Origin of the sequence: Streptomyces sp. GMY02, assembly GCF_019056675.1 — a bacterium.
Classification (GTDB): Bacteria; Actinomycetota; Actinomycetes; order Streptomycetales; family Streptomycetaceae; genus Streptomyces; species Streptomyces odonnellii.
Window position 1 is genome coordinate 1990095 of record NZ_CP077658.1, and the last position, 20496, is coordinate 2010590.

14 protein-coding genes and 1 pseudogene are annotated in these 20496 nt (G+C 65.7%); 3 read left to right on the forward strand and 12 right to left on the reverse strand.

The window, feature by feature from the left end; translation table 11 throughout:
- Window positions 1-4 precede the first annotated feature (4 nt).
- The 5 genes from KQY30_RS08265 to KQY30_RS08285 all read right to left on the reverse strand — a co-directional run bounded on the left by KQY30_RS08265 (window position 5) and on the right by KQY30_RS08285 (window position 7066).
- On the reverse strand, window positions 5-4405 hold the full coding sequence (locus KQY30_RS08265) for a hypothetical protein (RefSeq protein ID WP_254407017.1): 4401 nt from the start codon (window positions 4403-4405) through the stop codon (window positions 5-7).
- Between the two features lie 54 nt (window positions 4406-4459).
- Entirely contained in the window at window positions 4460-4729 is a 270-nt protein-coding gene (locus tag KQY30_RS08270; RefSeq protein ID WP_217306280.1) for a hypothetical protein, read from the reverse strand.
- 233 nt (window positions 4730-4962) lie between these two features.
- Window positions 4963-5979: a YgdI/YgdR family lipoprotein gene (locus KQY30_RS08275; protein WP_217306281.1), complete on the reverse strand. Its 1017-nt coding sequence runs from the start codon at window positions 5977-5979 to the stop codon at window positions 4963-4965.
- A 12-nt stretch (window positions 5980-5991) separates the two neighbouring features.
- On the reverse strand, window positions 5992-6507 hold the full coding sequence (locus KQY30_RS08280) for a hypothetical protein (protein ID WP_217306282.1): 516 nt from the start codon (window positions 6505-6507) through the stop codon (window positions 5992-5994).
- A 379-nt stretch (window positions 6508-6886) separates the two neighbouring features.
- Entirely contained in the window at window positions 6887-7066 is a 180-nt protein-coding gene (locus tag KQY30_RS08285; RefSeq protein ID WP_217306283.1) for a hypothetical protein, read from the reverse strand.
- A 1714-nt stretch (window positions 7067-8780) separates the two neighbouring features.
- Here KQY30_RS08285 and KQY30_RS08290 point away from each other — a divergent pair.
- Window positions 8781-9134, forward strand: coding sequence for a hypothetical protein (locus KQY30_RS08290; RefSeq protein ID WP_217306284.1), 354 nt, complete (start codon window positions 8781-8783; stop codon window positions 9132-9134).
- A gap of 118 nt (window positions 9135-9252) precedes the next feature.
- Here KQY30_RS08290 and KQY30_RS08295 read toward each other — a convergent pair whose 3' ends face one another.
- From KQY30_RS08295 to KQY30_RS08315, 5 genes are all read right to left on the reverse strand, one after another.
- On the reverse strand, window positions 9253-9576 hold the full coding sequence (locus tag KQY30_RS08295) for a hypothetical protein (RefSeq protein WP_217306285.1): 324 nt from the start codon (window positions 9574-9576) through the stop codon (window positions 9253-9255).
- The gene (locus tag KQY30_RS08300) at window positions 9573-9941 is read right to left on the reverse strand and encodes a hypothetical protein (protein WP_217306286.1); all 369 of its coding nucleotides are present in this window, start codon (window positions 9939-9941) and stop codon (window positions 9573-9575) included. The genes KQY30_RS08295 and KQY30_RS08300 overlap by 4 nt, the downstream gene beginning before the upstream one ends.
- A complete protein-coding gene (locus tag KQY30_RS08305; RefSeq protein ID WP_217306287.1) occupies window positions 9941-11398 on the reverse strand; it encodes a hypothetical protein in 1458 nt (485 codons plus the stop codon). The genes KQY30_RS08300 and KQY30_RS08305 overlap by 1 nt, the downstream gene beginning before the upstream one ends.
- A 1551-nt stretch (window positions 11399-12949) precedes the next feature.
- Complete coding sequence (locus KQY30_RS08310) at window positions 12950-13534, reverse strand: DUF2690 domain-containing protein (protein WP_367997476.1); 585 nt, start codon at window positions 13532-13534, stop codon at window positions 12950-12952.
- A gap of 230 nt (window positions 13535-13764) precedes the next feature.
- Window positions 13765-15924: a RecQ family ATP-dependent DNA helicase gene (locus tag KQY30_RS08315; protein WP_217306289.1), complete on the reverse strand. Its 2160-nt coding sequence runs from the start codon at window positions 15922-15924 to the stop codon at window positions 13765-13767.
- Between the two features lie 198 nt (window positions 15925-16122).
- On the opposite strand from KQY30_RS08315, the pseudogene KQY30_RS08320 reads away from it, so the two are divergent.
- Window positions 16123-17907, forward strand: a pseudogene (locus KQY30_RS08320) (helicase-related protein); the annotation flags it as partial.
- 214 nt (window positions 17908-18121) lie between these two features.
- Entirely contained in the window at window positions 18122-18751 is a 630-nt protein-coding gene (locus KQY30_RS08325) for a hypothetical protein (RefSeq protein WP_217306290.1), read from the forward strand.
- 217 nt (window positions 18752-18968) lie between these two features.
- On the opposite strand, the gene KQY30_RS08330 is transcribed toward KQY30_RS08325, so the two are convergent.
- Both KQY30_RS08330 and KQY30_RS08335 read right to left on the reverse strand, forming a co-directional pair.
- Entirely contained in the window at window positions 18969-19607 is a 639-nt protein-coding gene (locus KQY30_RS08330; protein ID WP_217306291.1) for a hypothetical protein, read from the reverse strand.
- Window positions 19608-19758: 151 nt separating this feature from the next.
- Window positions 19759-20469 (reverse strand): ribonuclease HII, encoded by a 711-nt coding sequence (locus KQY30_RS08335; protein ID WP_217306292.1) that lies wholly within the window; start codon window positions 20467-20469, stop codon window positions 19759-19761.
- Between the last annotated feature and the right edge of the window lie 27 nt (window positions 20470-20496).

Below are 20496 nucleotides of genomic sequence, written 5' to 3' on the forward strand. Positions count from 1 at the left end.
CCGTCTAGCTGGGCTTCTGCGCTTCCAGCCAGTAGTTGTCTCCCTCGATCACACGGTTCTTTGCGCGCCAGTTCGGGAACGGCTGCATCGACTGTGTGTTCTGATAGTTCGACATGCTGGACCGCCCGCACGGCTCATCCCACGTCGGCACGTGATACCGCGAATCCGGGACGAGACGCCACTTGCCGTCCGCCCCCTTCTTCGCGATGGTGTTCACGCACTCGTCACCGGAGCTGACCTGTTTGGCGTTCTTACCACCCCACGATTTCGGAGTGGCGGCGCTCTGCCAGGAACGGGCAAAGGGGAACTCGTCACAGCTCGGCTTGTCATCCGGCCAGATGTCCGTGCTCAGGGTCGCGTCCGGGCTGCGGATGTACTTGGGGGGATCGGGGCAGATAGCGTCCCGGTTGTATTCGTAGATCGACTTGCTGGAGTTCGGCGGGTCCGGCACGAGAACGTCGTCGCTGAGGAATGTCAGTGGCTCGCCGCCCTGGACACCGTACTTCGCACTGGTCTTGTTCCGGATAAGCCAGACGTGCGCGGCGGCGGCCGGGAACTTCTTGTGGTTGATGGCGTAGGTGGGCTTGTACCAGGAGAACACGCAGCCCGCGCCGACAGTGTTGAACTCGTTGTCGCAGCGGACGTCGAGGCCGGTCTTCTCGACCGTCAACGGGTTCCTGATGACGTCGCCGTTGGTGCTGCCACCAAAGGTCCAGTACGGGACGATGGGCCCACTGTCACCCGTTGACCCAGTCCACTTCATCTTGGTGGTGATGATCGCGGTGTGCGTGTCTCCCTTGACCCATGTGCCGCTGCCGCTCCACGTCACGCTTTCCACAGAGCAGTAGCCGCGGCACTTGTATCCGAGATCGAGGGCGACCGTGTTCATGACGCCGGCCATGCTGCTCAGCTTGAGGGTCGTCGTCTGAGTGAACGTATCGCTCTTGACGTCCGTGTCGATCTCGCTGCGATAGTCGAACAACGCCTGTCCGTCAGGCGATTCGGTTTGTCCGTCGACATGCAGCACACTGAGTTCGGCATGTATGCAGGCATCAGTCCGGGTGTAGGTGACGGACTTCTCTGTCACCGAGCACGCCGCGGTGTCCCCGGTCGAAGCTGAACTCGCCGAGAGCGCCGTCGCGGAGGACACGGATACAGCGGACTCGTAGGGGAAGAATCCCCCCTCGACCGTGTTCGGTGTCTCGTTCGGCACTGGGTCCGCAGCGTTCGGGTCCGGATCGGAAAAGGTGAGATCGCTGGGGATGTTGGAGTAGTCGCCAGGCACGAAAGCGATGGCATCGAAGGCGATGTCCGCGCTTCCGTCGCCGCCGTTGAAGTTGTGCAAGGTGACTTCGGGAGTCATGCCGGTGAAGAAGTACGCACCCAGGTCGACCCACTTGTTGGCCTGATTGGCGTCCTGGGAGATCGCCTTGACGGTCGTTCCGCGCGCGTGAGTGATGCGGTACTCGGCCTTGGAGGTCTGCGCCCCGTGATCTGGAATGTGTGCATACACCTTGGCCTGGCCGTCATACGAGGTGATCTGACTGCCGAGCTTCCAAGTTCCGCTCACCTTCATGCGGTCGCCCGGCTGCGGGAACGACTCAGAAGAACGAGTGTGGGTGAACCAGAAGTGGTTCCCGTACGCCGCACCGATCTGATGTGTGTCGACCTTCCCCGGATAGGTGGTAATCGTCTGCCCGGTATCGGCATCGATGATGTCGGAGGGCTGGTATGTGAGGGTGAACGTGCCGTCCGACTGCGCCGCCCCGCATCCACGCGAATCCGATCCTGCCGGGGTGGTGCCGTCAGGCACGTCGTCCACGATCAAGGCGTTCGAGGGCAGGCCGCTGCTGCAGTGCGGCGGGTAGGAGTTGGCGTCCGGCTGTTCCGGATACGAGGTGTTGAAGCGGTGGACCTGGTGGCCGCACTCAGCCGACCGGTCGCAGTCCTTCCACTCAGCCGACTTGTCCCACCAGCAATGCAGCCAGTGAGGGTTGGTGTCGGAGTCACCCGCATCAAGCTGGCAGGCACCCATGCCGGGATCGTTGGAGTCGTTGTCGCTGATCTTGGACGCATCGCAGTCGTTGGAGGCGTCGCAGAACAGGTCGATCGGCGGCTTCACGGTGCTGCGGTAATCGTTGCTGTTCCACCAGGCAGCCAGATAGCCGGGCTTGAAGTCGCCGGGGGCGAACATCGCCGAGATCGGGCGAGCTGCCCAGCCGAGAACCTTTTCCTCATAGGGCCAATCCTGCGGGTGCGCGGCGTGACTGTAGTCGTCCTTGGACGGGTCCGTGGCGCTCTGCAGGAAGGGGATCCGGTTGGCCTTCCACAGCGGGTTGGCCGGGTTGTTGGTCCAGCCCAGTCCCTTGTGCCCGCCGGAGTCAGCCGTCTCGTAGAAGCCGGAGTTGTACGCCCACAGGGCGAAGAACCAGTTTTCGATCCACTGCGGGTGGCCGTCGTTGACCTTCATGCCGGCCCGGTAGGTCTGGTTCCACTTGTCGGAGAGGATCCGCACGCCGTAGGCGATGTTGGCGGTGTAGTCCAGCGCGACAGCCTCCTGAGTGAGCGGAGACAGAGCCGTCTCACCCGCCTTCTCCTTGCCCGCCAGCCGCATACCGTCAGTGGCCTGGGTGATGCCGTAACCACAGTCGGCCTCGGAGAAGTCAACGCGCCACGGGTCGGCCTGAGTACCGTCGGAGGTGTACTCGGTGCCGTAGTAGTTTCCGATGAGGCTGTTGGCGGTCACGCCGGGGACAGCGAACCGGGTGGCCTGCCACATGTTGGATTCCTGTGCGGTGACGCCGAGCATCACCTGCGAGGGTATGTGCCAGCGGTCGGTGACGTCGGGGTCCTCGTTGTCGAGGGTGCCGTTGGGGTCGCCAGCCAGCACGATCGACGGGAACAGACCCTGGGGCTGGTAGCCGCCCATGCCGGTGTTCTTCCAGTTCGGCGAGCGGTAGAAGTTCAGCTCACCGACGACGGCTTGGTCCACGGCCCATTCCACCTGCCGGGGGGTGGGCTGGAATGCCTGCTTCTTGACATCGTTGCGGGCCACCGCGCAGTAGCGTTCATCGGTGCCCTCGCTTGGACCGGTCGGCGACGCCGTCAGTGCCTGGGTGCGCATCGTCTGCGTGGACAGCCCCTCGCTGTCGCCACTGACCGACGGCTCCGCCGGCGACTCCTTCCCCGTCGGGACGCCCAGCGCCGGGGAGAGTCGGCTTCCGATCTCGGCCCGCTCGGCGGGCACCTGAGGTGTCGCGTCCAACTCGGTGTGCTTGCCGGTGGCGACCACGTCCAGAGTGATCCGCGCATCACGGACCTGCTTGGCCTCCTCGGGTGCAATCAGGCTGGTCTTGCCGTCCGCCCAAGAGGTGGACACGCCCGCGTGGCCCAGACTCGACATGCGGGCACCCTTGGCGAGATGCCCCGGGTTCTTCACCGGTCCCGGCAGAGCCCCCATGTTCTTGGCCTTACCCGTGAGGAACACCGTGCCGCCAGGGGTAGCAGAGAGGTCCCAGTCGGTGAGTTTTCCTTCAGCAACCGTCTTCGGGGTGGTCTTCTCGCCCTTGACCTGCGTGGCGTCCAGGTACTTGGCCCAGGACTTCGCCTTGGTCTTCTTTGTGTCGGCTTCCCGGTCGATGAAGGTCACGCCGTCGCCGGTGTCGGCCGCGATCTGGAACGGCACATGCTTCGTCACGGAGAGGACAGTTTCCTTCTGCCCGTTGATGCGGACGAGCTTGTTGCCGTGGCCGGCCACGATGCCGTGCTGGGTCGGGACAGCTGAGGTGACCTGACCGGGGAAGGCGACCGGCTGGGACTGTTTGCCTGTGGCCGCGTCCACGGTGATCAGACGGGTCTTCTGCTCCTCGTCCCCGTCGTAGGTCAGCTGGGTGAAGACCACGTCATCCCTGGTGCCGCAGCCTGGAGAGAAGTACGCCAGCGACGCGGTGAACGGCAGCTTGGTGACCTTGCCGCTGCCCAGCTCGACGACAGCGGTGAACGCGCCGCGCACCATCAGCTCGGGGTTGTTGGTGAACGTCCGGGGCGCGTAGGCGACGGCCGCGTACTTCCCGGACCTGGTCACGCACGCGTTACCGATCCAGGTGTCCGCATCAAATCCGTCTTCGCGCAGGGTGGCAACGGTGGTGAACTTGTAGCCGTCTTTCTCCTTGCCTGTCAAAACGTGGAAGCCTGTGCCGTCGCCGGAGGTGGACAGGGCCACGTCCTTGGAAGAAGAGTAGTTATTGCCCAGGACGGAGGCACGGTCCTTCTCGCCGACCTCCTGGGGTTTGCTCGCAGCTTTCGGCAGGCTCTTGCCTCCTTGAACGGCACCGTCGGGGACCTCCGGTCCCTGAGCCTGCGCGGAGATGGACAGTGACGAGGCAAGAAGCACAATCGCCGCCACTATCACTATCGCGCGCTTCCTCTTTCTTACACGCACAGTCACATGTTCTCTTTTCTACTTCTGATCGACGATCGGAGTGAACTTGTCGACGTAAATCTTCGGAACCTTTGGAACGGGACCCATGTCTTTCGAGCCAATCACCGCGTCATCCCGCGCGGTTTTGCCCGGAGGAACATCCTGAAGCCAGAATTGGTTGTAGGCAGTCCAGCCCTCACCGTCCGCAATGCTGATCTGGAGCGAGTACGTCGCATTCCGCTCGTAGGTATTGGTTACCTCGATCTTCGTACGCACACCGTCGCTTTCCGGCGTGGCACGCACGACCAAGTCGCCGTACTCCAGGACACGCGTACGGCCTTCGGAGTGCACCGAAGCCGCAGGCGATGGACGCACTTGCGGACTGCTCGGCTCCGAGCTCGGAGTCACCGGCCGGTGCGACGCGAGGGCCCTGTCGGTGGGGGCCCTGTCGCCGGCGTCCGTACACCCGGCGGCCAGCGCACACGCCGCCATCAGGCACAGTGCCCGGACCACGCGCAGTCCGGGCACTACTCCATCAGCCCTCACTTGGAGGAAGCCGTCATCTGCTCGCGCGCGGCGGCGACTTCCTTGCCGTGCTGCTCCTTGATCCCGGCCAGCCGGCTCTTGTTGTCGGCGATCTGCTTGTCCTGAATCGCAGACTCCGCACCGGACCATATCTTCACCAGATCCGTCTGCTCCTTGCAGTCGATGTCGTCAACCGCAAGGGCGATGGACTCCTGCGACGGCTCCCCATCGTGCGTGACACCCTGGTCCATTGCCTTATACGGATCGGCAAGCCCTGCGTGTCCTTTGCCGTCCATGCACGAAGACCATGCGGCGACGGCCTTGATGACCTTGTCGTCCTTCATCGACTTCACCAGGCTGTCCCCGGCGAGCTGCGCCACAATGATCGGGTCGGCTTCCTTCACGCCGAGTTGATCCTTGGACCAGCCGATACAGCCGCCCGTCTTCAACTTCTTCCCGTTGTACTCCGCCCGAGCGGGCTTCGTGCCCTGGCCAGGGCCGGCGAACGCCCCTCCCGCCTTCACTCCCTCGGGAGCGTTGGGCAGTTCGGGCTTGGTGTGGCCGGTCAGGACCTCAACCTCGACACCGGACAGGTCACGCATGGGCTGCTCGATGTGCTGCTGCAGCGCCGGGGGGAGTTCGTAGCCGTACTTCTCGGCCTCGGCCCGGTCTGTGATGCCATAGCGGCGTTCGATGTTCGCGTCGTTGTCACTGGGAGGCGGATTGGCGCCCGCTCGCGGCAGCGTCAGGTCGATGCCGTAGTCCTTCAGACAGGACTGCTGAAGATCGTTGGCGGCCTGTTCGACGGTGACCTGGTCCTCGTAGGAGGCCATGTACGCCTCCAGTGGAAGGGTCAGATCCTTGGTCAGGCCGCTGACAGGGACCTTCTTGGGCCAGTTTTCCTTGTTCACGATCGGTTTGCCGTCGGCCACATTCTTCGCGGTCTCCGGTGCCGTGCCGGAGGAGCAGGCACTGACCAAGAGAGCTGAAGCAGTCAGGGCTACTGCGGTGGCTGTCCGCTTGATGCGCTTCACGGGAGTTCCTTCTTAAGCGAAGTGGGAAGATGCATTGTTGTTCTTCAGAGCAGAGATCAGGTCCGTGATGTTGCAGTCTCCGTAGGGACCGTTCTTCGCGAAGTACTGAGATGTGCCGCCGTAGCCAGAGTTGTAGTACACCCGGTAGTTGTCGTCGGGGGCACAGTTCTGCACGGACGCCGAATTGTTCTTCATGTACTCGCCGTTGCCGTTGCCCCCGTTGCCAAAGACGTACCGGTAGGTCGTCAGTGACGATCCCTGGTACTGGCTCGTACCCCAGTGGTCGGACACGTTGCTGTAGAAAGTCGTGAAGGCCGACTTGATGTAGCCATTTTGAATGGCAATGTCCTTCGAGTTGTAGAACAGCCACAGATCACCGTACGAGCAGGTGATCCACGGAACATCACAGTTGTCAGTGACCTTGAACTCCGCCGCGTGCGCCGGGCCGGCGGTCGCCACCACAGCCACCACCGACGCGAAGGACGTAGCCAAGGCGGCTACCTTCTTCTTGAAGTGGATGCTCTTCATCACATCTCCATCGCTAGATCGCTTGTGCGAGAAGATCTTCACATCCAGGCGGATGTCATGTCCATGAGTTTTAGGATGGCTCGTAGACAAACGTCTCAGCGCCTATGGCGGAGGCGGTCCTGTTCGCCACACGACATCAACTGCCGCCGCAGGCACGCACGTTACGACCACGGCACAGGTGGTCAGCGCCCGCCCACGTTCACAGTGTCGTAATGCACTTCCCGTCCGCGGGGTTGCGCAGCCAACCCCGCTCGGCGGGTCGGTTCAGCGTCAAACGCATCGCCTCCGAACAGGCCGGCTCCAGAGCTCGCGCTGCGGCACCGCCAGTACCGCACGGCCCGCAACCTGCCCGGCGGGTGGCGTCACGAGTCGCTCGGCTTCAGCACACCCGCTCAGCCAGCCAGCGCGCGACCCGTTCGGCGACAGCAAGTTCCTCCAGCTCGTCACGGACCTCCTGCAACTGCTGGCTCAACTTCTCTGCCTGCGCATCCAGTTCGGCCCTGCGGGCTGTGACCAGTTCATGAAGGTCCGCTTCCGCGCCTTGGGCCGGAGAATCCACAGATCCGTGATCACCGAAACGACAGACGACTTTGAGACACGACCGGCGCCTTCGACCAGCATGAGTACACGGAGTGTGATTCTGCGCACGGGCGCGGTTGCCGGGAAAGCAGGCCGGCAGGCCGAAGCGTTGGACTGGTCGCCCCGTACCTGGCAACCGGCTGGTGGAAGCCGTCGTATCCGGGCCGAGCCGCTGGAGCGCTGGAGCCGCGTCGACGAGGCGATCGAGATCACCCGAGTCCGTATGGAGGCCGGGCACCCGATGGCGCTGGGATCCTACACCTGCCTACTCACCCGGCACAGCCGCGCCGAGAAGGCATTTGCCCTGCTGCGCCCCCACATCGGCGAGCTATCGCCGCCGCCCTTGAACAGCACGCCTCCGCGAACAGCCATGATCTCGGCTACCTCATCGGCCTCGGCCGCGTCGAGGACGTCTTGGCCGTCCTCCAACGGTGCGCCCCCGGCCGCCCGAGTTGTCGGGTGGCGCCTGGCACGACGAACCCCCGTTCTGAGGCCCTGCCCTGTTCGGGCCGCTAGGGCGGCCCGTCACCTGGAGAGCGGCAAATTTGTTTGTGCAGGTTCACCAGACGAGGCGGCCGTTCTCGACCTTGCCGTGCTTTCGCAACCCCTCCGCGACAGAATAAAAACATTCCACCACCGAAGCGCGCATTTCAAACTTATTCAGGCCCCCACCGCGAAGGGACCCAATCAAGGTGCCATACCAGGGTTCCGTGATCCGGATATGGCGCCGACTCCAATGCTTCTATTTCCATACGTGATTCGAAGACGTTCAAGATCCGTTGCATGGACAGCAGGTGTCATCCAGACAGAAGAAATCTACTGCAATAAGCAGCGAATTTACTGCTTTCTGCATCGCCGACCATACGCGCCATTGTTGGTGAGCGACCATGTCCACATTTCCTGCCGGGATCTCACACCCGATCCTCGCTTCGACATCGATGATCATCTTTGGTGTTGCAGGTCCGCACACGGCAGCGGCGTTCTACTCATGCCATCGCGTGACATGGCCCCATGCCCGACGCGCATTCTCCGCCGTGCGTGACCGTACTTCACTTTCTGCGTGATGTGGCTCTTTGGGTCGCGGCTGTTCGGGGAGGTGACCTACCGGCGCCTGAACGAGATGTTGCGGTGGCGACGTGTTCATCTCCCTTCCTTCGCCGGTGATCTTCTCGATCACGGCTTCGCGTACAGATGGGAGACGCTGAGGTTTCCGAACAAAGGTCGGGCCTTCCCGGGCAACAAAAGCGGACACCGTTCGTGTCGTTGTGCGACAGGTGAGTGCTACCCGATGCGTGTTCGCAGTGCGCGGCATCGCCAGTGACGATGCCGCGCTTTCCCTTTCATCATTGCCCACGTCAAGGGCTGCTCGCAGACGGCCGGATCGAACTGCCCGCGGCCGTCAAGAAGCTCGGCTATCTCATCGACCGGCCCATCGCGATCCACCTGCTCCAGCCGCTGCGCAACGATGTCCGCATCCAGGCGCCGTCACCTGACGGCCAGCCTCGCCCCGACACGGATCAGGAAGGAAAAGGAACAGTACCTGGCGCAGCCTCAGCGTCACACGACGGCCCGCCCTCGAACCAAGGAGAAAAAATACGGGCGAACCGCCAAATCGGTCGGCGTCAGAAGAACACTCGCAGCTTACGCGAGCACAGACGCGAATCAAGATGTTTCCATTCGCGATATAATTGCCCTTGGCAATCTACACAGAAGAGGGCATTATGAAGAAAGCGCGCATATTTCTCGTTGTGGTGGCGTGCACTCTTATGACCACCGCATGCGGGGGAAGTGACACGCCTGTTGACACGTCCCGCCTGACAGACCGGGAAAGAGAATGGGTTGAGTTTTCCTACACCCACGAGAAGAACGACGAGATCAAACGGGCGTGGGAACAACTAACCGCTGAAGGCGTCAAGTCCTACCTTGATCAGCAGCGTCCCCGCTTGTGCGGCGACACGGCGTCACTGATGCAGAGCCTGAAGGATGCGGGCTACGAGGCAGGCGAAATGCAGGACTACAAGGAAAAGGCCGAAGAGCTCATCTGCTAGCCCCTGCAGAACGGATTATCTGGTAAAGCGTTCCGCGAGCAGAACATACGCTTACAGAGCGAAGGTCCCAGCTGGCGCGACAGCAGGGACCTTCGCGTCCGGAAGTCGACTACTCGCTCTACGCCACCGCGCCTCCGAGGATCCTCAGCGAGTACTTGTCATACGCCCGGTGCAGGACCATCGTCACCGGACCCGAGGTGAACACTCCGCTGACAATGTACTCCTTCTTGTTTCCCGTCTCGGCGACCTTCTTCTCATACAGGGAATCAGTCTCCTTCTTCGCCTGCTTGAGCCACAAAGATGCCTTGCTGTGGTCGACTCCCGCCACGTCGAGTCCGATACAGGAAGCGAGGAAGCCGAAACCATCGGATTGGTTCGTGCTGGTTCTGCACAAAAGAGATGACATGTTCTCGTGATCGGCGTATCCGGCCGAAATCGTCACCCCGTTCCCGCCGCGCCCGTGGACGTAAGTTCTTTTTTCCCGTCGGGCATCTCCTGCTCAACGGGCTTGTCCAGCTTCAGCTTCCACTCTTTCGAGAGCCCGGTGAGGAAGTCCTTCCCTGTGTATCCGGTGGCCATCGTGTCCGCCTCGCCAAGGCTGGGCCGCTTGTCGCTGGTTACCGCATGCTTCGGCAGATCGGCGGCACGCGGCGCGGTTCGCGTTTGGGACGGCTCAAGATGAGGCGCTGCGACCTTCGGACGGTCGGGCGCTGCCGTTTTGGGGCTGTTCTGGCTACAGGAGGCGGTTCCCGCCGCGCCTATGACGACAGTCATAAGCATGGCGGGAACGCGGATGGCAGCGTGCATCACAGGCCACCATCGTTAAGACTGCACGGGCCGGGTTCGGCAGAGTTGAACGGAACGAAGGCGATCGCGTCGAACACCACGTTACTGTCTCCGGTGCCGGCGTCGTGGAGGTTGTCTGCCTCGATCCGACCGCCCTTCCAGAAGGTGAAGGTGCCCATTTCGAACCAGGTTTCCTTGCCCGCGCTGCGGGTTCCCTGGTTGACCCGGCAGTAGTCGGACTTGGCGCCGACCGTGTTGTCGCCGGGGATGAAGTTGTACCGGACGACCGCTTCCGCGCCGTGGCTGGGCAGGTGGACATAGACCTTGTAGCGCTGGCCAGGCTGATCTCCGGAGGGGAGCTTGTCCTGGTTGACCTGCCACCGACCAGTGACCTTGTGGAAGTAGTCGGTGTCTCCGTAGCTGTGCGTGAAGTAGACGTGGTGGTCGTACCCGGCGCCGAGCTGGTGAAGGTCGATGGGGGCGAGGTAGGGAGTCGCGCGGAAAGTGCCGTCGTCCCTCAGCATGGTGATGTTGTCACCGGCCTGGAGGGTGAACTTGCCGTCATCGGCTTTCTCGAAGTCGCCGCATCCGTAGGTGTCCTCGTGCTGGCCGAGGTCATCAACGATGATGGCGTTGGTGTAGACGCTCGGGTGATCGATGCACGGGCCGTGACCGTACTTGCTCTGGAGTTCAGGCTCTCCCGAGCCGAGCGAATAACTAAGCGCCTCGGTGCTGGAGTTGCCGGTGCTCTGCGGGCCCGTCCAGTCCACACTGCGGTCCCAGTAGCACTGCGCGTCCCAGCTCGGGCACGGGTCGGCCGTGTCCGGGTCGCACGCGTTGATGGACGGGTCGCAGAACAGGTCGCGCGGGGGAACGTTGATGACACCGAGCGGCATGTTCGGCTCGGAGTACGACTCTTCTCCGTCCCAGGTCATCTGCGGGGTTTCCGCCCAGCCGAAGATCTTTTCCGGGTAGTTCCATTCGCCCGGGCGGGAGGCGTCCTCATAGCTGTAGCGCAGGAACGGCTGCCGGTCGGCCGGGTACTCCGGGTTGATCGGGTTGTTGAGGAAACCCACGCCGACGGAGCCGGAGGTGTAGACACCGGAGTTGTAGCCCCACAGCGCCATGTACCAGTTCTCGATGTAGGCCGGGCTACCGCTGTTGGTGTTTATGCCCAGCGCCTTGAGCTGGTTCCACTTCTCAGCCAGGATGCCCAGGCCAGCGGCAATATTTGCCGCGTAGTCAGTAGTGATGGCGCCAGCGCGCAAGGGGTCGAACTGCTGAGCGTGCTCCTCGGACATGCCGGTCGTCACCTGGGCGATGCCGTAGCCGCAGTCGGCCTTGGCCCGGTCGGGGTATCCGTGGATGCCGTTCGCATTGCCGAACCAGTCGGACTTGGTGACGTTGCCCGAGTCGCCATTCACGGAGTGCCAGGACGCCTGCTTGAAGTTGGACTCCTGAGCGAGAATGCCCAGCATGACCTGGGCGGGAATCTCCCCCTCCTCCAGTCAGTGACGGCTTGGGGAACAGGCCCTGCGGGCTGTAGGCAGCAAGGCCTGTGTCGTGCCAGTTCTGCGGGCGGGAGACCGTCAGGTCCCCGTGAACAGCCTGATCAACCGCCCACTCGACCATGTTCGCGCTGGCCTGGAGCGCCTGACGCTTGGGGTCGTTACGCTTGACGATGCAGGGGCTTTCCATCTCCGGAACCTTGCCATAGACGGCCGCACCGGACCCGGACAGGCATTGCGTTTCCGGCACGCTCTCACCGCAGGTGAAAGGGTCATCGTCATCGTCTCCAGCAAGGGCGAACGCGGCCGGGTCCATCGACAGCGAGGAATCCGGCTTCGGCCGCTTGCGGTCCGCGTCCACGAGCGTGGTGGCCTTCGCACCGGTCTTGAGCGCGGTCGCCTTGACGGTCAGTGTTCCGGCGCCCTCGTTCGAGGGCGAACCGATGCGGGTGGTGATGCCCTTCATCTGCTCGGAGAACACCGAGTTGGTCACCAGGTGACCGTGACGGGAGATCCCGGCCACGCGGCCGTCCACCGCGTGCTTCGAAAGCCCCGGGGCGTTGCTGGTGTCAATTGCCTTCACGTCGCCGACGACCGCATCGCCGCCGGCCACGGGGAAGAGTTTGACCTTCCCCTTCGGCGCGCGGCCCAGTTCGGTGAAGTCCTTGCCGTTGAAGCGGGAGATGACGCTGCTTTCGCCGTCGACCGTGCCAACGTCCACGGTGCCGTTCTTCGAGGCGGTCAGCGCGAACATCCGGCCGGGCATCGCGGCGACCTTGCGGGCGGACAGCTTGTCGCCATTGCCCTTCAGGTCAACGAGGTTGCCGCCGAGCACACCGACGGTCCCCTTCTGTGTGGGCGTGACGTGCGTCAGGTAGCCGTTGACCGTGCGGCGGGAGGACACCGATCCCGTGGCCGCGTCGACCGATATCACCGTCGTTGAACCGACGGACTTGTCGGTGGCCGAACTGGAGGTGAACGCCACCTCGTCGCCCGTTCCGCAGCCCGGCGTGAAGTACGCCAGTTGCACCCGGTCGGGAACCTCGGTGATCTTGCCGTCGGAGAGACGGATCACCGCCGCGAACGCGCCATTCCGGTATGCGCCAGGCTCGTTGGACCAAGCAGACGGGGCGTAAACCGCTGCCGCATAGTTCCCTGATCCCGTGGTGCAGACGTAACCCGTCCATGGGCCGACGTCGGACAGTCCCTTGCGGTTGAGGCGGGCGATCTCATAGAAGGAGAACCCGTCGCTTTCCCTCGCCGCGAGGATGTGCAGCCCCTCAGCGTCGCCGGTGCCCTGCACGATCGCATCCGGTGATGAGGTGTAGCCCGGTCCCAGGTCGGCGCTGGGTGTGGAGAACAGGCGGGGCGTCGGGGCGTCTGCGGCGGTAGGGGCCGTCTGCACCGTGGTGTCGGGGGAAGCTAACGGGATCAGGGCGGCGGATGCCGCCACCACGCTCATGGCTATCAGCGGGTTCGTGAAAAATAATCTTCTGAGACCCTTTTTGCGCATCATCTTCCTCACAGCCAGTCCGTACACAGGCCGTGTACGACCGGGAGGCTCATGTCAACCGGTTGGGGGTTCGTGGGGGAATTGTTCAGTTTGATATATTTTACCGGCGCGGGATCGTATTGAGCATTGACGTCGTTCCAGCACGCCTTCGCGGTCGTGGTCTTCCAGTCCTGCATCTCGGTGTAGGCGCCTGCGACGCCGTCGGCGAGAAGGCCTGTCGCGTCATACTCCTGGATGCCGCCGTCAGGAGCACGCGTCGTCCACAGCGTCCCGTACACGTAGTCAGGGGACGTGTCGAGATCGCGTGAGATCTTCGCCCATACCCCCTGACAGTTCGGCGACCACATCAGCCGCACCGCAACCGACTCATCCGGCTCGGTCACCTGCTGAAGAATCTCGGCGTCGTCGTCACACCCCATTTGAACGGGGTCCTTACCCGAACAGGTAGCTCGCCAGCAGTCGGCCGCGGCTGCCGGGGACGCCTGAATTCCCTGAAAGGCTCCAGCCAGCAGCGTCAAGACAGCCGCCGCCGACCCCCATCTATGTGTGCCGTACATACACATCACCTCAAATCTTTCTTCTCCGTGCCGCATCAAGGACAGCACGCCTTGTCGTTCGTGTACTGATGTGACGCCGAGTTGATCGATGCATGATGCACTCGGTCGCACAACCTCCACAGACTGCCCATCAAGATCCCGCAGGAACACCCAAGCCGGTAACGGGTTGATCAAGTCACCCGCGGGCAGTGAGCTGGAAACAATGAGCACGTTTCAAAATGAAGTTGAAGGTGTCGGGGGCTGGCTGGGGTCAGCGAGGGGGCCGCCTACCCGGTCAGGGCAAGAACAAGCGGGAGCACCTGGTCGGTACCGGCCTGGCGCAGGAGTCGTGCACCTACGGCCAGGGTCCAGCCGGAGTCGGTGTAGTCGTCGATGAGCAGAACCGGGCCGGAGGTGTGGGTCAGGACGGCAACGAGTGCGTCGGGCACGGTGAACGATGCGGCCAGGGCGCGCAGCCGCTGGGCGGAGTTGCTGCGGTGCGCCGCATACTCGTTGGCCTGCGGGGTGTAGGTCAGACTGCCCAGCAACGGGAGCCTGCCGACCCGGGCCACGCCCTCAGCCAGCGAGCCGACCAGTTGCGGGCGGGTGCGGGACGGCATGGCGACGATCCCCACCGGCCGCGCCACCGCGTCAGGGGAGCCGCTGGCCCAGCCGCCCGGCGAGCGCGCCCAGTCGGCCAGGACCGTCACGGCGGCGTTCAGCACGTCGTCCGGGACCGGCCCGTCCGCCGCCTGCGCCGCCAGGATCGGCCGCAGACGGTTGCCCCAGCCAATGTCCGACAGCCTGCCCAGCGCGCGCCCGGTGACCGCCTGCTGGCCCACGGGAATGCGGCCTTTGAGGTCCACGCCGACCGCGGCGAGTCCGGTCGGCCACATCTTGCGGGGCTCGACCTCAACCCCCGGACGGCTCAGCTCGCCCGTGGCTGCCGCGAGGGCCTCGGGAGAGGCGACGGGATCGAGCCAGGAGCCAGCGCAGGTGTCACAGCGACCGCACGGGATCGCCTTCTCGTCATCGAGTTGCCGCTGCAAGAACTCCATCCGGCACCCCGCAGTTGCCACGTAGTCCCGCATGGCCTGCTGCTCCGCCGCCCGCTGCTTTGCCACCCAGGCGTACCGCTCCGCGTCGTACGCCCACGGCTGCCCCGTCGCAGTCCAGCCGCCCTTGACCCGCTTGACCGCGCCGTCCACGTCCAGGACCTTCAGCATCGTCTCCAGGCGCGAGCGCCGAAGATCCACCAACGGCTCCAGCGCCGGCAGCGACAGCGGACGCCCCGCCCCCTCCAGCACCGCCAGAGTGCGACGCACCTGCACCTCGGGCGGGAAACCCACCGAAGCGAAATACGCCCAGATCGCCTCGTCCTCCCGCCCCGGCAGCAGCAGCACATCCGCATGATCCACACCACGACCCGCACGCCCCACCTGCTGGTAGTACGCGATCGGCGACGAGGGCGACCCCAGGTGCACCACAAACCCCAGGTCCGGCTTGTCAAAGCCCATCCCCAACGCAGAGGTCGCCACCAGCGCCTTCACTCGGTTGGCCAGCAGATCCTCCTCTGCCTGCAACCGATCAGCGTTCTCCGTCTTGCCTGTGTAGGAAGCCACCGGATACCCGCGCTGCCGCAGGAACGCCGCAACCTCTTCCGCCGCCGCGACCGTCAGCGTGTAGATGATCCCCGAGCCCGGCAGATCCCCCAGCCGCTCCCCCAGCCACGCCAGCCGGTGCGCCGCATCCGGCAAATCCAGCACCCCCAACCGCAAGCTCTCCCGGTCCAGCGGCCCACGCAGAACCAGAGCATCCCCGCTCCCGGTGCCCAACTGCTCAGCCACATCCGCGGTCACCCGCGCATTCGCGGTCGCCGTCGTGGCCAGCACCGGCACGCCAACCGGCAGCTCCGCCAGCATCGTGCGCAACCGGCGGTAGTCGGGCCGGAAATCGTGGCCCCAGTCGGAGATGCAGTGCGCCTCATCGACCACCAGCAGACCAGTCGTGGCCGCGAGCCTGGGCAGCACCTGATCACGGAAATCCACAGAATTAAGGCGTTCAGGACTTACGAGGAGAACATCGGTCTCGCCACGCTCTACCTCCCCATAGATCGCGTCCCACTCCTCAGGGTTGGCCGAATTGATCGTGCGCGCCCGGATACCGGCCCGCTCCGCCGCCTCAACCTGGTTGCGCATCAACGCCAGCAGCGGCGAGATGATCACCGTCGGCCCGGAGCCACGCCTGCGCAACAGTGCGGTGGCCACGAAGTACACCGCCGACTTACCCCAGCCGGTGCGCTGCACCACCAGCGCCCGCCGGCGCTCCTCCACCAGAGCCGACACCGCCTGCCACTGGTCCTCCCTCAGCCGCGCCGAACCCCCAGGGGCACCGACCAGCTCAGCAAGGATGACATCGGCTTCAGCACGGAGCTCCAGGTTGTCCATGCCCCCCATGCAACCCGATGGCACTGACACTCGACCAACTCACTCAGAGTGATGCCGAACTCATAAGCGGCCCATCGGCCGCGCACCGACCGAGGAAGGCAAAGGCCGAGCGCCGGGCCACAACCAGCCCCGATCAGCCCGTTTACGCAGGTCAGGGCAAAAGTTCTGCCTGGAATTTGAACGCCCTCCCAGTTCCGTAGTCCTGAGCGGCTGAACAATCCGGACTTCCGGGACCAGGTCCTGCCCCGGCTCGCCGCGGCCACCGGGCTGCTGGTCGTGGACGAGGCGCACTGCATCTCCGACTGGGGCCATGACTTCCGCCCCGACTACCGGCGGCTGCGCACGATGCTCGCGGAGCTGCCGTCCGGGGTTCCGGTTCTCGCCACCACGGCCACGGCCAATTCCCGGGTGACCGCCGATGTCGCCGAGCAGTTGGGCACGGGGGCGGGAACGGACGCGCTGGTGCTGCGCGGTCCGCTGGACCGGGAGAGTCTCAGCCTGCATGTGCTCCGGCTGCCGGACGCGGCGCACCGGCTGGCGTGGCTGGCCGACCATCTCGGCGAGCTGCCCGGCTCCGGGATCATCTATACGCTGACGGTCGCCGCGGCCGAGGAGGTCACCGCGTATCTGCGGCAGTGCGGGCACACGGTCGCCTCGTACACCGGGCGCACGGAGAACGCGGACCGGCAGCAGGCCGAGGACGATCTCCTGGCGAACAGGGTGAAGGCGCTGGTCGCCACCTCCGCGCTGGGCATGGGCTTCGACAAGCCGGACCTGGGGTTCGTGGTGCATCTCGGCTCGCCGTCCTCCCCCATCGCCTATTACCAGCAGGTGGGCCGCGCCGGCCGTGGGGTGGAGCACGCCGAGGTGCTGCTGCTGCCGGGCCGGGAGGACGAGGCGATCTGGCAGTACTTCGCATCGGTCGCCTTTCCGCCCGAGGAGCTGGTCCGGCGCACGCTCGATGTCCTGGGCCAGGCCGGGCGGCCGCTGTCGCTGCCCGCGCTGGAGCCCCTGGTCGCGCTGCGGCGTACGCGTCTGGAGACGATGCTCAAGGTCCTCGATGTGGACGGAGCGGTGCACCGGGTGAAGGGCGGCTGGACCTCGACGGGCCGCCCGTGGGTGTACGACACGGAGCGGTATGCCTGGGTGTCGCGGCAGCGGGAGGCCGAGCAGCAGGCGATGCGGGACTACGCGTCGACGGCCGGCTGCCGGATGGAGTTTCTGCGGCGGCAGTTGGACGACGAGGAGGCCGCTCCGTGCGGTCGCTGCGACAACTGCGCCGGGGTGCGGTTCGAGGACAAGGTGACCGCCGCCGCCTTGGACGCCGCGCGCGGTGAGCTGGGCAGGCCGGGTGTGGAGGTGGAGCCGCGCCGGATGTGGCCGACCGGGCTCCCGGCGGTCGGTGTGGCGCTGAAGGGGCGCATCCCACCCGCCGAACAGTCCTTCGCGGGGCGGGCGTTGGGGCGGCTGTCCGACATCGGCTGGGGCAACAGGCTGCGGCCGATGCTGGCATCTCATGCCCCGGACGGCCCGGTGCCCGACGATGTGGTGACCGCTGTGGTGAGCGTGCTCGCCGACTGGGCCAAGGGGCCGGGCGGTTGGGCCTCCGGTGCCGCCGACGCGTCGCCCCGGCCGGTCGGGGTCGTCACCGTGGCCTCGCACGGCAGGCCCCGGCTCATCGGCTCGCTGGGCAGCCGGATCGCGCAGGCAGGCAGGATTCCGCTGCTCGGTACGGTCGAGTACGCGCCGGAGGCCGCCGACATCCGTGTCTCCCGTACCAACAGCGCACAGCGGGTGCGCGCGCTGCACGAGGCGCTGACCGTGCCCGCCGGACTGGCCGCGGCGCTCGTGTCGGCGGGCGGGCCCGTTCTGCTGGTCGACGACCTCTCCGACAGCGGCTGGACTCTCGCGGTGGCCGCCCGGCTGCTGCGGAAAGCCGGAGCAGAGGGGGTGTTTCCGCTGGTCCTCGCCGTTCAGGCCTGATACAGGACACCGACCGCGCTGCTCTGGCCAGGGATATGACCGCCATACCCGCCCAAACCCGTCAACGGCGCCAATTGCTCGTTGCCGCGCGCCCCCGTGCCAGCGAGAATTGAACAACCCCCGCACGGTCCGCTCGCGGTCCGCGAGGGCCATGCCGTGGTACGCCCCCGTCCGCCCCTGCCCGCACTGTGGGCGCGTATGCGAAGGGAGGATCGTGACCTTCGGATTCGCTCCGTCCGCAGCCACTTCGCTCAGCAGACCGGCCGACTCCGCCAACCGCCCCGCCAGGATGCTCGAACTGGACGAATGGGCGGACGCGGGGATTCCGCTGCTCCGCAATCCCCGCGAGGTGGTCAGCGGACTGCACAGCAGGCACCGGCCGAAACCTGCGACCGCGGTGGTGGCTGTCCTGGACCACGCGGAACGGCTGATCGCCAGCGCCTCGTTCACCCCGCGGGCGGCGCCGGTGGACGGCTGGGAGTTCCGCAACGCGCTGCTGGCCCATCTCCGCCGGGTCATCCCGCACGATCTGCGCCGTCGCACCCCCGTGCGTACCGCCGTACTGCTCTACTGCCGTGAGGGCGACGAGCGCTGGACGGAGGAGGACGGAGCCTGGATGTGGGGGCTGCGGGACGCCTGCACCCTGCACGGCCTGCGGTGCGGCGCGTACATCACCCTGACACGCGGCGGCTGGCAGGTGCTGGGCGAGGGCCGTGGGGGCCGTCGGCCGAACTCCGAGTCCCCGCCCGCCGATCTTTCGGAGACGGTGCTGGAGGCCGCCTCGTCCCTGGTGCGCGGCGGCGGTGGCGGCGTCGAGGCACTGCGGCACACGGCCGCCCGCTGAGCTGCCGGGACGGAACGGCTCCGGACAGCGCCGGACGGCGGCGAACCGAGCGGCCCCGGCGGCTTCCGTGCACAGGGCGCCACAGACACGCATGGACACCACAACGGCCCGGCCACCCCCTGAACGGGCAGCCGGGTCACGACCGGGTCGTACGGCGTACGACGGCGGGCGCATGGACAACGCCCGCACATCCCCCGCCGTACGGCTGTCGTACGGCTCAGACCCCCGCGCCGAGCGCGGCGTTGATCTGTGCGGCGTCACCGCACACGACCAGCAGCGCGGTGGCACGCTGCCGGGCCAGCGGCAGGACCCGGGCGGCGACCTCGTCCCCGCCTCCGTTCACCGCCACGACCACGACGGGCCGGGACTGCGCACGGGTCACGGCGGCGGCGCCGGCGAAGAACACGTCTTCACGGGCGTCGTGCTGGGCCCAGTAGGAGGCCTCGCCGAAGGACAGCTCATGGGTGGCCCACGGATGCTGTTCCCCGGTGGTGAGGACGAGGATCTCGCCCGGCGCCCGGCCCGAGTCGAGCAGCAGGTCCACCGCCTCCTCGGCAGCGTCGAGCGCCCCGCCCTCCGGAGCCGGGATGAGCTGGATCTGAGGAGCGGAAGGAGTAGTGGGCCCGGACGCCTTGGGCTGCCCGGCGGAGCTGTGCGAGCGCTGCGCCGGCGGCGCGGGCTTCGCGGTACCGGGCCCCGGGCGACCGGGACGCGGCGTGGCCGCGGAGCGCGGCCCGGGAACGGGACGCGGACCGGGTACAGGACGAGGGGTCGGCGCCGTACGGCCGGTGGCCGGGGTGGCGCCGGAACCCTGGGCTCTCTCGTGAATCTGAGGCTCCTGAGGGATGAGAGGCATGGCTGGATGTCTATCAAACGCCGACGCCAGGGGCATCGGCGGGTGGGCGCATTCGCGCCCTGGCCCGCGGCCTGCGGACGCGCGGGCGGGAGGTCACCGGGTGTTCCGGAAATCGAGCGGATCGGTCGTCGGACGTGCCGGGTTCGAACGGTCAGAAGTCGAAGCCGAGTTGGCCCCCGCTTTCCATGGCCGCGGCCTCCGCGGGGATCCGGATCTTCTTCAGGTGCCGCCACCGGGGCAGCGCGTCGAGATAGGACCACGAGAGCCGGTGGTGCGGTGTCGGCCCCCGCTCCTCCAGCGCCGCCTTGTGCACCGGCGAGGGATAGCCGGCGTTGGCGCCGAAGGCGAACGGTACGTACTCCTCGGACCGCGCGCCCAGTTCGGCCATCAGCGCGTCCCTGCGTACCTTGGCGATGACCGAGGCGGCCGCCACCGGAACACAGGTCTGGTCGCCCTTGATGACCGTACGCACCTGCCAGGCCCCTCCCAGATAGTCGTGCTTGCCGTCGAGGATCACCGCGTCGGGCCGTACCGGCAGCGCCTCAAGGGCGCGTACGGCGGCGAGCCTCAGCGCCGCGGTCATTCCCAGGGCGTCGATCTCCTCCGGAGAGGCGTGCCCGAGCGCGTGCGAGGTGACCCACTTCTCCAGCTCACCGGCCAGCTCCGTACGGCGCTTGGGGCTGATCAGCTTGGAGTCGGTGAGACCGGCCGGAGGTCTGCGCAGTCCGGTGATGGCCGCGCACACCGTGACCGGCCCGGCCCACGCTCCGCGTCCCACTTCGTCGACGCCTGCGACGACTCTGGCGTCGGTGGTGGCGCGCAGCGAGCGCTCAACGGTGTGCGTGGGTGGTTCGTACGGCATGGCACCTGCAAGGTTACGCCGCCGGAA

What these genes read in the sequence shown, in the direction of transcription:
- KQY30_RS08280 (WP_217306282.1), bottom strand. Translation starts at nt 6,507, where the DNA reads ATGAAGAGCATCCACTTCAAGAAGAAGGTAGCCGCCTTGGCTACGTCC.
- KQY30_RS08300 (WP_217306286.1), bottom strand. Translation starts at nt 9,941, where the DNA reads ATGCACGCTGCCATCCGCGTTCCCGCCATGCTTATGACTGTCGTCATA.
- KQY30_RS08305 (WP_217306287.1), bottom strand. Translation starts at nt 11,398, where the DNA reads ATGCTGGGCATTCTCGCTCAGGAGTCCAACTTCAAGCAGGCGTCCTGG.
- KQY30_RS08310 (WP_367997476.1), bottom strand. Translation starts at nt 13,534, where the DNA reads ATGCGGCACGGAGAAGAAAGATTTGAGGTGATGTGTATGTACGGCACA.
- KQY30_RS08315 (WP_217306289.1), bottom strand. Translation starts at nt 15,924, where the DNA reads ATGGACAACCTGGAGCTCCGTGCTGAAGCCGATGTCATCCTTGCTGAG.
- KQY30_RS08330 (WP_217306291.1), bottom strand. Translation starts at nt 19,607, where the DNA reads ATGCCTCTCATCCCTCAGGAGCCTCAGATTCACGAGAGAGCCCAGGGT.
- KQY30_RS08335 (WP_217306292.1), bottom strand. Translation starts at nt 20,469, where the DNA reads ATGCCGTACGAACCACCCACGCACACCGTTGAGCGCTCGCTGCGCGCC.